Here is a 12,532-nt window from a genome sequence, read left to right on the forward strand (position 1 = left end):
TCCCAGGAGGTAGTTAACAATGGCAAGAGTCAAGGGCGGATTTATTCGCGCTCACCGTCGTAAGAAAATTTTGAAATTGGCAAAAGGTTATTTCGGTTCCAAACACCGTTTATTTAAAACAGCTAAAGAGCAAGTAATGAAATCTTTAGTGTATGCTTACCGTGACCGTCGCCAAACGAAACGTAATTTCCGCAGACTGTGGATCACTCGTATCAATGCAGGCGCTCGTCAAAACGGTTTGAGCTACAGCAAATTGATGCACGGCCTGAAATTAGCTGGTATCGACATCAACCGCAAAATCTTGGCTGATTTGGCTGTAAATGATGCTAAAGCGTTCAACGATTTGGCAACAGCTGCAAAAGCAAAAGTAAACGCGTAAGCTTCGCTTCGCGTTCTGGAAGCTTGTCCCCGCAAGGGGGCAAGCTTTTTTTATTTTAACAGGCACTCTCGTGGGATGAGTTTTCTTCGGACCAGATGTGATAGGTGTAGTTAGGCTCAAGAAAGGAAGAGGCGAAAATCACAGCGCCGACAAGTATATTCACTCACTTTCGTTTGTTTTATTCGATATACTATTGACTAATGCTTCGGGGATGCATATAATAATCTCTAATATCATCTTAACGGATGGTGTTCACGAATAAATCGGCTATGAAGAGGAAGAAGTCATAAGGGCACTTATGCGCAGAGAGCGTTGGAATTGCTGAAACCATCGCCTTAATCCCTTACGTACGAAGTCACCTCGGAGCTGTTTTCCTGAAGACTTATGGCATTGTCTGTAAGCACTAGGGAGAATCGGAAAAGCACACGTTATAGTGCTGAGGGTATTGTTCTAGGCGAACATACCTGCTAAGGCTGTATGCTGTGAGGCATGTAGCAAATTTGGGTGGTACCACGGAAGCTTAAACCCCTTTCGTCCCGTTTAACACGTTACATGCGTGTGCGGGATGAACAGGGGTTTTTCTTATTTTCTAAGAAAGCTCGATGTATAACATGGACTTATTTTTTGAGAGGAGGATCACAATGAATGTTCAAACTGAACCAAAGAGGTCAAAAGAAGAACTGATTGACAAGCTGATGAAGCCGGACCTGATCACAGGTTCTGAGATTTTGCTAAGAAGCTTATTGCTGGAGGGTGTGGACTGCGTCTTTGGATATCCGGGCGGCGCTGTTCTGTACATCTACGATGCGATGCATGGCTTTTCCGATTTTAACCACCTACTGACAAGACATGAGCAAGGAGCCATTCACGCTGCCGATGGATATGCACGTTCCACAGGCAAAGTTGGCGTATGTATCGCTACATCAGGACCGGGGGCTACGAATCTCGTCACTGGGATAGCTACCGCCTTTATGGATTCTGTTCCACTCGTCGTTATTACAGGGAACGTTGCAACGAACTTTATCGGTACGGATGCTTTCCAAGAGGCAGATATTACGGGGATTACGATGCCGATTACGAAACACAGCTACTTGGTTCGTGATGTAGAAGATCTGCCGCGCATCATTCATGAAGCGTTCCATATTGCGAACTCAGGTCGTAAAGGTCCGGTTCTCATTGACATACCAAAGGATGTCTCCGCTCATAAAACGATATTTAAGCCGGTATCGGATGTAAATATCCGCGGCTACAACCCGACAGTTCAGCCTAACAAGCTGCAAGTTGACAAATTGCTGAAAGCAATCGAAGAAGCAGAACGTCCAGTGATCATCGCTGGCGGTGGCGTTGTCTATTCAGATGCTTCCAAAGAGCTGATCGAGTTCGTCAATGCTACACAAATTCCGGTAGCAACTACACTGCTCGGACTTAGCGGATTCCCAAGTGCACACGAGCTATGGCTCGGTATGCCGGGGATGCACGGGACGTACACGGCGAACACAGCCATTCAGAATGCGGACCTCCTGATTTCCATCGGTTCGAGATTCGATGATCGTGTGACAATGAACTTGAACGGTTTTGCACCAAAGGTGAAAACAATCGCACATATCGATGTGGATCCTGCGGAAATCGGCAAAAACGTGAAAACGGATATCCCGTGTGTTGGCGATGTGAAAGCTGTTTTGGCTCTAGCCAATCTCAAAGCTAAGCCTGCAAAAAGCGAAGCATGGATTGCTGAAGTTCAAGCTAACAAAGAGAAGTTCCCGCTCAAATACGGTGATACAGAAACAGAATTGAAGCCACAATACGTTGTTGAAATGATTAGCGAAACAACGAAAGGCGAAGCAATCGTTACTACTGACGTTGGTCAGCACCAAATGTGGGCTGCTCAGTTCTACAAGTTCAAGAACCCTCGCTCCCTGGTAACGTCCGGTGGACTTGGTACGATGGGCTTTGGATTCCCGTCCGCGATCGGCGCGCAAATGGGGAACCCGGATAAACTGGTTGTATCCATCAATGGTGACGGCGGCGTTCAAATGTGCGCGCAAGAGCTTGCGATCTGTGCGATTAACAACATTCCGGTGAAAATTGTTATTTTGAATAACCAAGTACTCGGCATGGTTCGTCAATGGCAGGAAATCATTTACGACAACCGCTACAGCCATATCGATTTGGCTGGCAGCCCGGATTTCGTGAAGCTTGCAGAAGCTTATGGAGTAAAAGGACTGCGTGCCACGACGAAGGAAGAAGCAAGAAAAGCTTGGCAGGAAGCGCTTGACACACCTGGACCGGTCTTGATTGATTTCGTCGTACCAAAAGGAGAGAACGTGTTCCCGATGGTTAAAGCAGGCGATACAATTAGCGACATGTTAATGGGGGATTCGGAATGATGACGACAACTAAACATACAGTTTCCGTACTCGTAAACAATCAGCCTGGTGTTCTGCAGCGAGTATCCGGTTTGTTCGGACGCAGAGGCTTTAATATTGAAAGTATCACTGTAGGGGAGTCCGAAGAACTCGGACTTTCCCGGATGGTCATTGTAACAACGGGGGATGACAGCACATTGGAGCAAATTTCCAAACAGCTGTACAAGCTGATTGACGTCATCAAAGTCGTCGACCTAAGCTCCAACCCGATGGTAGCTAGAGAATTAGCACTTATCAAAGTAAATGCTGAACCGATCATGCGTCCAGAAATTCTCGGAATTGTTGAAACATTCCGTGCCGCGGTTGTCGATATTGGCCCTGCTTCAATTATCGTGCAAGTTGTCGGAGATTCAGATAAAATAGATGCTATGGTAGAATTGCTTCGTCCATATGGTATCCGTGAGCTGTCCCGTACGGGAGCAACGGCAATGATTCGAGGCTCAATTAAATAATAGTCAGTCATGTGAAAAAGTAGGGAAAGCCTCCTTGAGTGGGGCTTTGAGCGATAGACTCTTTAGCGCTTTAAAAGGCTAGTCGTTCAGGGTTAATCGTTGAAACACCCACTCAAGGGGTAGACAATACGGATTCATCATATCAAAGGAGGATTTATACGAAATGGCAGTTACTACTTACTATGAAAAAGATGCAGACTTAGCGGTACTTAAAGGCAAAACGATTGCAGTTGTTGGTTATGGTTCCCAAGGGCACGCACAAGCGCAAAACTTGCGTGATAGCGGTTTGAACGTAATTATCGGTCTTCGTGAAGGCCGTTCATGGAACGCAGCAAAAAATGACGGTTTCGAAGTTGTATCCGTTGAAGAAGCAGCAGCACGCGCTGATGTGATTCAAATCTTGATGCCGGATGAAACGCAAGCTCGCGTATTCCGTGAGTCCATTCAACCGAACATGAAAAAAGGCGCAGCTTTGATGTTCTCCCACGGCTTTAACATCCATTTTGGTCAAATCGTAGCTCCTGAAGGTACAGATGTATTCTTGGTTGCTCCTAAATCTCCAGGTCACATGGTACGTCGTACTTATGTTGAAGGCTTCGGCGTTCCTGGTTTGATCGCGATCGAGAAAGATGCTACTGGCAATGCAAAAGCAATCGGACTTGCTTATGCAAAAGGTATTGGCTGTACACGCGCAGGGGTTATCGAAACTTCCTTCCGTGAAGAAACAGAAACTGATTTGTTCGGTGAGCAAGCTGTTCTTTGCGGCGGTGCATCTGAACTGGTTAAAGCAGGTTTCGAAACATTGGTTGAAGCTGGTTATGCACCTGAAATGGCTTACTTCGAGTGCTTGCACGAGTTGAAATTGATCGTTGACATGATGTATGAAGGCGGAATCTCCTCCATGCGCAGCTCCATCTCCAACACTGCGGAGTATGGTGACTATGTAACAGGACCTCGCATCATCACAGCTGAAACGAAAAAAGAAATGAAAGCTGTTCTTACAGATATCCAACAAGGTAAATTCGCTCGCGACTTCATCTTGGAAAACCAATCCAACTTCGCGTTCATGAACGCAACTCGCCGTAACGAAGCTCAGCACCCAATTGAGGTTGTTGGTGCCGAACTACGCGAAATGATGCACTGGATCAAAAAGTAATTTAATGCTTGATTGAATCATATAGTTATTCATCCCACAGGGAGTGATTGCGGAGAATTTCCCAGTCACTCCCTGTGAATACTATTTAGACGAGTAAAAATTAATCTGTAAATTTTTAGAACCTTCCTTGAAATGCCAAGTGGAGGGCTCAGTGTTTGTCGGAGAAGCGAAGCGTTCGTATTTGAAAACGTGTCCCGACTTTTTGTTTTATTTAAATAAGGGGACACGGTTTCAAGAAACGATCGGAGACAAATACTGAAGAACGGAACGGTCAGCAGTTAGGGTAAGGTTGTAACTCATTTACAAGGAATCTTTTAGGAGGTGACCATGGTGCGCAAAATCTACATCTTTGATACAACGCTCAGAGACGGAGAACAATCGCCAGGCGTGAACCTGAACACACAGGAGAAGGTCGAAATCGCGCTTCAACTTGAGAAGCTGGGTGTCGATCGGATGGAGGCTGGCTTCCCAGCTGCATCACCTGGTGACTTGGCAGGCGTTAATGCCGTAGCGAGAGCTATTAAGAACGCCTCTGTAATCGGTCTGTCCCGCTCGAAGGAGACAGACATCGAGGCTGTCCGTGAAGCGCTGCAGGGCGCTCAGGACCCATGTATTCATTTGTTCCTGGCGACGTCCCCTATCCACCGGAAGCATAAGCTGAAGATGGAGAAACACCAAGTGCTGGAGACAGCGGAATCTGCGATTAAATATGCGAAGAAGTATTTCAGCAAAATCGAGTTTTCACTCGAGGATGCCGGACGTACGGAGCTTGATTTCATCGCAGAAGTAACAGCAATGGCAATCCGCGCCGGCGCTTCGGTCGTGAATATTCCAGATACAGTCGGTTATATGACACCGTMCGACTATGGGAATATTTTCAAAATGCTGAAGGACACCGTGCCAGGCATTGAGAAAATCCAGCTAAGCGCGCACTGCCATGACGATCTTGGCATGGCGACAGCTAACGCGCTAGCGGCGGTTCTGAATGGTGCCGATCAGATCGAAGGCACCATCAACGGTATTGGCGAGCGAGCAGGGAACACCTCGATCGAGGAAGTCGTGCTGGCGCTGGAGACACGCCAGGACTTCTACCAAGCGAAAACCTCGCTTGTACTGAACGAGATCTACCGCACCAGCCGCTTGGTCAGCAAGCTGACCGGCATGGTGGTGCCAGGCAATAAAGCGATCGTCGGTGCTAACGCGTTCGCTCATGAGTCCGGCATCCATCAGGATGGGATGCTCAAAGAGAAAACGACCTACGAGATTATTTCCCCTGAGACCATTGGGGTCAAGGAAAGCAAGCTCGTGATGGGTAAACACTCCGGCCGCCATGCGTTCCGTGAGAAGTTGATCGATCTTGGTTATGACCTCTCAGACGAGCAAGTGAACGTGGCGTTCGGCAAGTTCAAAGATTTGGCTGACCGCAAGAAGCAGGTAGAAGACGAAGATATCCGTGCGCTGATCGAAGAGAAGCTGATCGAAACACCGGAAATTTTTGCACTTGGCACGCTTCAAGTGGCTTACGGCAATCAGATGACACCAACGGCAACCGTGCACGTTCGTTTCCAAGATGGCAGCGAAGTAGCGGAAAGTGCTGTAGGTAACGGTTCTGTTGATGCCATTTACAACGCGATTGACAAAGCGACGAAGGAAGAAGTCGAGCTGGATGACTACTCCATCAAGTCAGTTTCTCACGGGAAAGATGCGCTCGGGGAAGTGCATGTCGTTCTGAAACAGAACGATGTGTCCGTTCAAGGACGCGGCATCTCGACAGATATTCTGGAAGCGAGCGCCAAGGCTTATCTAGACGCTGTGAACAGACTCATTGATAAACGCAAAACCCCAACAAGCAATAGAAGCAACGTTACGTTGATATAATCAGCCTAAGTCCACGGGACTACTAGATAAGCACCTCACCTCCAAATTAGAGGAGGGGTGCTTTCTACAAATGCGAAAGGATGCGTCCATTTATGAAATATCGATTTTCTAAATCGCTAGAAGGTTTCTCATCCTCGGCGGTAAGAGAAATTCTCAAGCTGACACAAGGCAGCTCGATTATTTCTTTTGCCGGCGGATTGCCAGCTGAAGAGTTTTTCCCATTGGACGCGGTGAGCGATGCGTTCAAACGAGTTGTTGGCGGCGGGAAGTCAGCGCTGCAGTATGGATTAACCGAAGGGTACAAGCCGCTGCGCGAGTCCTTATGCAAACGTATGGCTGCCAAAAACATGCACGTCACACCAGATGAGATGCTGCTAACAACAGGTTCCCAGCAAGCGATCGATTTGTTGACACGCGTAATGATTGATGAAGGCGATATCATTTTGGTAGAAAGACCGACATACCTGGCGGCGATTCAAGTTTTCCAAGCCAAAGGTGCGAAGATTATTTCCGTAGATAGCGATAACGATGGTATGATTTTGGAAGATTTGGCTGCCAAAGTTGCCGAGCATAATCCGAAGCTCGTTTATGTCATTCCGACATTTTCGAATCCGGCTGGTCGTGCTTGGAGCCTAGAGCGCCGTCAAGGCTTGCTGAATATTTGCCGCGAAGCGGATGTGCTAATTCTTGAGGATGACCCGTACGGGGAAATTCAATTTGATGAAAATGAAACGTACCCATCGATTTTCTCACTTGGTGGTAAAGCTGAAGGCGGTAATGTGGTGTACACGAGCACCTTCTCCAAAACGGTAGCGCCTGCTTTCCGGACAGGCTGGGTGATGGGGGACGAGACGGTGATTCGCCAAATCGCCCGTTTCAAGCAATCAGCGGATCTGCACTCCAGTACGATTGATCAACAGACACTGTTCCATCTGCTTGAGCATTTCGATCTAGACGCGCACATCTCCTTGATTCGTGAGCAGTATTTGGATCGGATGAAGTTCATGTCAGGTCTTTTGAAAGAGTTGAATTGGCCAGGTCTGAAGTGGGAAGAACCGAAGGGTGGCATGTTCATCTGGGTGGAACTTCCTTCGCATATTCGCGCAGAGGATCTGCTGAAAATTGCGGTAAAAGAAGGCGTGGCTTTTGTTCCGGGGTCCACATTCTATGCGGAGAACCCACAGTACAACACTATGCGCCTGAACTACACGCACACGGATCGCGAGAACACAATTCTCGGTATGCAAAAGCTGGCGAAAGCTATGGAATCTTACCTACAAAGCGTATAAAAAGAAGGGACTGTCCTGAGAGTAGATATTTCTACTTTCGAGATAGTCCCTTTCTTATATTCGCTTGTGTGAATTGTATTATTGAGGGTTAATGATCTGAGCCAGGGCTTCACGAATTGGCGTAGCTGGACGACCAAGCAGCTTCTCGAAATCCTTGCTTTCCATCTCAAGTGTACCTTCCCGAATACCTTGTTGGATAGCTACAAGGATGGGCACAACGAAGTCGGGCACGCCTACACCTTTCAAAATGTCGGCATAGGTAGCATCATCGACTGGCTGCACAAGAACTTCCTTGCCTAATACCTCGCCAAGTGCGGAAGCTAGCTCATCTTGAGTGAGCAGGTTGCCTGAAAGCTCATAAATTTTATTCTCGTGTCCGTCCCCAACTAATACAGCCGCTGCTGCCTCCGCGTATTCTTGCTGCAACGCCCAGCCCACCTTGCCAGAGCCGGCAGAGGTCACCCATGGAGCTCCTGCAATCACGCCTTGAATGCTTGACAGTTCATTCTCCAGGTACCAGTTGTTGCGTAAAAAAGTATAAGGAATGCCCGTTTTGACGATGATTTCTTCTGTTATCCGGTGCACAGGAGCAAGGAAAATAGTACTGTGACTTGCATTAGCTAAGCTGGTATAAGCTATTAATTTAACGCCAGCAAGCTCTGCGGCAGCTACAGCATTGGTGTGCTGCCGAATTCTTGTTTCCGTGTCTCCATCCGCTGAAATAATTAATAAGCGATCAATACCTGCAAAAGCAGTAGTTAATGTTTCTGGACGATCGAAATCTCCGAGGCGAACGTCTACGCCACGAGCGCGCAATCCTTCCGCTTTCTCTGGATTACGGACACTTACTGCCAGTTGACTTGCCGGCACTGTTTTCAACAGTGCTTCTACAACTCTCGTTCCCAATTTCCCTGTCGCGCCTGTGACTAAAATTTTCATCCTTCTATTCCTCCTAATAATAATGTGTTGTAATGTTATAACAATTATTGTTACAACTTATATATAAAATAAAAGCTCTCCTAGTGGAGCTCTTATTTATTTGAATTGCTCATTCGTATCTTCGTGAAATTGGAACAATTGGTTATCTTTAATTACGTTCGTAGCCCGATAGGTACAGCTATTGAAAAACGCATGTTTATTTGTTTCAATTGCAATCATCGTTGTTGTAACAATTATAGTTACTACTGGGAGTGATGTCAATATCCACTTTTAAAAAGAGTCTACCTACTGTTATAGGAGAAGCCTATTAAAGCAATAGCTTTTATATCTAATGAAAAAGGTTATCTTATGTTACAATGAGAGCATCATATAGTCGATAGAGATGCTTACCAAGCAGCTTTACTATTCTAAGGAGTGAATGACAGTCATGGCAGATGTGAAAAAAATTGCTGTAATCGCTGGAGACGGCATTGGTCCAGAAGTCGTAGCAGAAGCGGAAAAAGTATTGAAACGTACGGAAGAGCTTTTCGGTTATCAATTTGAAACAGAGCATGCTTTGTTCGGTGGAATTGCCATTGATGAAACAGGCACACCGCTTCCAGAAGAAACATTGAAAGTTTGTCAATCAGCAGACGCTGTTCTTCTAGGAGCTGTAGGCGGACCAAAATGGGATAACAACCCGAAAGAAACTCGTCCAGAAACAGGTCTTCTGGGTATTCGTAAAGCGCTTGGTTTGTTCTCTAACATTCGTCCGGCTTTCATCTTTGACTGCTTGAAAGAAGCTTCCACGTTGAAACCAGAAGTACTTGAAGGTACGGATCTGATCGTTGTTCGTGAATTGACAGGCGGCATCTACTTCGGTGAGAAATTCCGTCGTGAGACACCTAACGGTCAAGAAGCGGTAGACACATGCGCATATAACGTTTCCGAAATCGAGCGTATCGCTCGTCAAGCGTTTGAAATTGCCCGCACGCGCCGCAAAAAGCTTGCTTCCGTTGATAAAGCAAACGTTCTGGAAACTTCCCGCCTATGGCGCGAAACGGTTAACCGTATTGCGGTTGACTATCCGGATGTTGAACTTGAGCACGTGCTTGTAGACAACTGTGCAATGCAATTGCTGCGTCGTCCGTCTTCCTTCGACGTCATCGTGACAGAGAACATGTTCGGCGACATCCTGAGCGACGAAGCTGCGATGCTGACAGGCTCCATCGGGATGCTGGCATCTGCATCACTTGGCGAAGGCAGCTTCGGCTTGTACGAGCCGGTACACGGTTCTGCACCTGATATCGCAGGCCAAGGTATCTCTAACCCAATCGCAACGATTCTATCCGTTGCTTTGATGTTCCGTCTGACATTCGGTTACCACGATGCAGCGGATTCCATCGAACGCGCCGTGAAAGAAGTGCTTGATGCAGGCAACCGCACAGGCGACATCGCTGTCGATAAGAGCAAAGCAATCGGAACATTGGCTATGGGCCAACTGATTGTAGACGCAATGCGCAAATAAGACTAAGAGCTTGCCCGCTAAGCATTCTGTGCGTAGCGAGCAAGCTCTTTTTTGCCTTGATTAAGGGTAGCAAGCGCCAAAATGTATGAAAAAGGAAGCGTAGTTACGCTTGTTCAAGGACCTTTCATATTTTAAAGTGATTATTACATTGTATGAGGTCTAATTATTGACTTTCACCTATTCGGATGATACCATTTTAGACGAAGAAGATAGATTTGAGGAGGAATTATACACATGGCAGAGCGTTTAGTTGGTAAACAAGCTCCAGATTTTACAATGGAGACAGCTACAGGTGATGGCACAGCGTTTGGCAAAGCATCTTTGTCCGACTACAAAGGCAAATGGTTAGTATTGTTCTTCTACCCATTGGACTTCACATTCGTATGTCCGACAGAAATTACAGCGCTTAGCTATGCTGCTGCTCAATTCAAAGAATTGGACACTGAAATTCTTGGCGTTTCCATCGACAGCATCCACACACACAAAGCATGGATCAATACACCTGTGAACGACAATGGTCTTGGCAAATTGGAATTCCCACTTGCTGCTGACATCACGAAATCCGTAGCACGTGACTACGGCGTTCTAATCGAAGAAGAAGGTATCGCACTTCGCGGTCTATTCATCATCGATCCAGAAGGCGAATTGAAATACGAAGTTGTTAACCACAACGATGTAGGCCGCAGCGTAGAAGAAACACTTCGTGTGCTTCAAGCGCTTCAATCCGGCGGATTGTGCCCAATGAACTGGAAACCAGGCGACAAAAACCTTGTCGTAAAATAAGCTTTTCATACATAGAGAGGCTCCTCTTAGCTGGCATGCGAATGCGGCGGGGGAGCTTTTCTTCATGAAGGAGAATGAACGTGACCGTACCTACGCATCTGCAATATACAAGAGATCATTATTGGATACGCCAAGAAGGGAATGAGGCAGTCATCGGCCTTACGGAAATCGGATTGCTTGCGTGGGGGATGGTCTTATTCATCGAGCTTCCGGAACGTGGAGCGGTGCTGGGGCAAGGCTTTTATGCTGGCTCCTTGGAGACCGCCGAAAGTGAGCATGATCTGCTTGCCCCGTTATCCGGCGAAGTCATTGCTGTTAATATGCTGCTGGAGCGGGCTACGATGATGCTGATTGAGTCACCTTATGATAAAGGGTGGCTGTTCAGAGTAGCATGCAGTGAGCCTTCGGAGCTGGAGCAGCTGTGGGATGCGCAGACGTATGCGTCGAGTTATTCGTTTGAGTGAGGGAATATCTGGAATAGCTGCAAGCCGCAGGACTACTTTACAGGGTCTTGCGGCTTTTTTATGGGCGCAGGTAGCTTCCGAAGCCTGTTTCATTGGACGTTTTCCAATGAAACGGCGATTTTAATGGCAGCAAAGGTCATCTCATTGGATGAAATCAGACGAAATCTGATGAACACAGTGATTTGAAGCCGCGCCTAGTGATCCTATTGGATGAAATCCAATGAGATCGCTTCATTGTGGTGCTTCTAGAGCCGGTTCGTTGGACTAAATCCAACGGAGGGCTCGAATTAGCACCAATACGAGGGGATTTTGCTGTGACTGGTTGGAATTCATCCAATGAGACTGAGGATTTATGTCGCTAAAGCGGGCTTTCATTGGAATTCATCCAATGAAATTTGAAGCGGTTAAGGGAAGGGGATGTAGAAGAGGGCTYTTTTACCTCGAGCCCCTCCACCGCTAATCTAYGTTGCACTTTCTACAACATATAAGTGGYATACGAAGCGCAAGCCTTACTCTCATTGCACAAAGTACAACCATTTYAGCTAAATTGCCGCTGGAGTAGTCCTTTTGAGCGTAATCGTTGCACAAAGTGCAATATAGAGTAGTCAAAGTGCTCGCAATCAACTTTTTTGTTGCATAAAGTGCAACATAGGTCGGACAAGATGCACGCAATCCGCTCTTTATGTTGCATAAGCTGCAACGTAGAGTGGACTAGGTACATGTAGTTTTTGGGGTGTTGGTGGACGGGTGAGTGGGTGTCGCGCGTCTGGTGTGTGTCTTCCGGCACAGGATAGTTTCCTACAACCGTGTACGTGTTGCTTGCTTTTAACCGAGCCACAAACAAGACAGCCTCGTTCGCCCATCTCACAAATCGTGTGTAGCTGACATAACCGCGATCCAGGATATACGTCAAATCTTTGCGAGTTACAAGTTGATCCACAGCCATCTGATCGGAAACCCCAACGGTAGAGAAAACAATCTGGTCTGGAAAAGGCGTATCGTCATCTAAGCAGAGTAGGCGAGTATGCATCTTGACGCCCTTCGTACGATCTTGATAAAAGGCCCAATCGCCAAACACAAACGGAAGAAGAATCGAGGTTGAGTCGATCGGGGCTAATTTCCCAAGATTTCGAACCCCTTTGCTCCCTTTCTTAGATTGATTTAACCGGTCTGCTAGCTTCTCGAATAGGGATTGCAAGTAACCGAGGGGAAGCTTTTCTAGTTTGCGATTTAAAGTAGTGGTATGGACGGAACAGTTG

General features: G+C 46.9%; 10 protein-coding genes. 9 read left to right on the forward strand and 1 reads right to left on the reverse strand.

What is annotated here, in order from left to right; translation table 11 throughout:
* The first annotated feature begins 19 nt into the window (after window positions 1-19).
* From rplT to AC1DUA_RS05880, 6 genes are all read left to right on the forward strand, one after another.
* Window positions 20-379, forward strand: coding sequence for a 50S ribosomal protein L20 (rplT, locus tag AC1DUA_RS05855; protein ID WP_127455519.1), 360 nt, complete (start codon window positions 20-22; stop codon window positions 377-379).
* 641 nt (window positions 380-1,020) lie between these two features.
* Window positions 1,021-2,766, forward strand: coding sequence for a biosynthetic-type acetolactate synthase large subunit (gene ilvB, locus AC1DUA_RS05860; protein WP_477498830.1), 1,746 nt, complete (start codon window positions 1,021-1,023; stop codon window positions 2,764-2,766).
* On the forward strand, window positions 2,766-3,257 hold the full coding sequence (gene ilvN, locus AC1DUA_RS05865; RefSeq protein ID WP_477498836.1) for an acetolactate synthase small subunit: 492 nt from the start codon (window positions 2,766-2,768) through the stop codon (window positions 3,255-3,257). The genes ilvB and ilvN overlap by 1 nt, the downstream gene beginning before the upstream one ends.
* A gap of 163 nt (window positions 3,258-3,420) precedes the next feature.
* Window positions 3,421-4,413, forward strand: a complete 993-nt coding sequence (gene ilvC / locus AC1DUA_RS05870) for a ketol-acid reductoisomerase (RefSeq protein WP_161407711.1) — start codon at window positions 3,421-3,423, stop codon at window positions 4,411-4,413.
* A gap of 330 nt (window positions 4,414-4,743) precedes the next feature.
* A complete protein-coding gene (locus AC1DUA_RS05875) occupies window positions 4,744-6,291 on the forward strand; it encodes a 2-isopropylmalate synthase (protein ID WP_477498837.1) in 1,548 nt (515 codons plus the stop codon).
* 92 nt (window positions 6,292-6,383) lie between these two features.
* Window positions 6,384-7,580 (forward strand): aminotransferase-like domain-containing protein, encoded by a 1,197-nt coding sequence (locus AC1DUA_RS05880; RefSeq protein ID WP_477498831.1) that lies wholly within the window; start codon window positions 6,384-6,386, stop codon window positions 7,578-7,580.
* A gap of 78 nt (window positions 7,581-7,658) precedes the next feature.
* Here the strand turns inward: AC1DUA_RS05880 and AC1DUA_RS05885 are convergent, their stop codons facing one another.
* Window positions 7,659-8,519, reverse strand: coding sequence for an SDR family oxidoreductase (locus AC1DUA_RS05885; protein ID WP_477498832.1), 861 nt, complete (start codon window positions 8,517-8,519; stop codon window positions 7,659-7,661).
* A 427-nt stretch (window positions 8,520-8,946) separates the two neighbouring features.
* On the opposite strand from AC1DUA_RS05885, the gene leuB reads away from it, so the two are divergent.
* The 3 genes from leuB to AC1DUA_RS05900 all read left to right on the forward strand — a co-directional run bounded on the left by leuB (window position 8,947) and on the right by AC1DUA_RS05900 (window position 11,273).
* Window positions 8,947-10,026, forward strand: coding sequence for a 3-isopropylmalate dehydrogenase (gene leuB / locus AC1DUA_RS05890; RefSeq protein WP_477498833.1), 1,080 nt, complete (start codon window positions 8,947-8,949; stop codon window positions 10,024-10,026).
* Between the two features lie 234 nt (window positions 10,027-10,260).
* A complete protein-coding gene (locus AC1DUA_RS05895) occupies window positions 10,261-10,809 on the forward strand; it encodes a peroxiredoxin (protein WP_477498834.1) in 549 nt (182 codons plus the stop codon).
* A gap of 80 nt (window positions 10,810-10,889) precedes the next feature.
* Window positions 10,890-11,273, forward strand: a complete 384-nt coding sequence (locus AC1DUA_RS05900; RefSeq protein WP_477498835.1) for a glycine cleavage system protein H — start codon at window positions 10,890-10,892, stop codon at window positions 11,271-11,273.
* Window positions 11,274-12,532 lie beyond the last annotated feature (1,259 nt).

This window comes from Paenibacillus sp. 01T422, from assembly GCF_056398785.1.

Excerpts from the sequence above, each read along its gene's own strand:
- rplT (WP_127455519.1), top strand. The coding sequence starts at position 20 with ATGGCAAGAGTCAAGGGCGGATTTATTCGCGCTCACCGTCGTAAGAAA.
- ilvB (WP_477498830.1), top strand. The coding sequence starts at position 1,021 with ATGAATGTTCAAACTGAACCAAAGAGGTCAAAAGAAGAACTGATTGAC.
- ilvN (WP_477498836.1), top strand. The coding sequence starts at position 2,766 with ATGACGACAACTAAACATACAGTTTCCGTACTCGTAAACAATCAGCCT.
- ilvC (WP_161407711.1), top strand. The coding sequence starts at position 3,421 with ATGGCAGTTACTACTTACTATGAAAAAGATGCAGACTTAGCGGTACTT.
- AC1DUA_RS05880 (WP_477498831.1), top strand. The coding sequence starts at position 6,384 with ATGAAATATCGATTTTCTAAATCGCTAGAAGGTTTCTCATCCTCGGCG.
- AC1DUA_RS05885 (WP_477498832.1), bottom strand. The coding sequence starts at position 8,519 with ATGAAAATTTTAGTCACAGGCGCGACAGGGAAATTGGGAACGAGAGTT.
- leuB (WP_477498833.1), top strand. The coding sequence starts at position 8,947 with ATGGCAGATGTGAAAAAAATTGCTGTAATCGCTGGAGACGGCATTGGT.
- AC1DUA_RS05895 (WP_477498834.1), top strand. The coding sequence starts at position 10,261 with ATGGCAGAGCGTTTAGTTGGTAAACAAGCTCCAGATTTTACAATGGAG.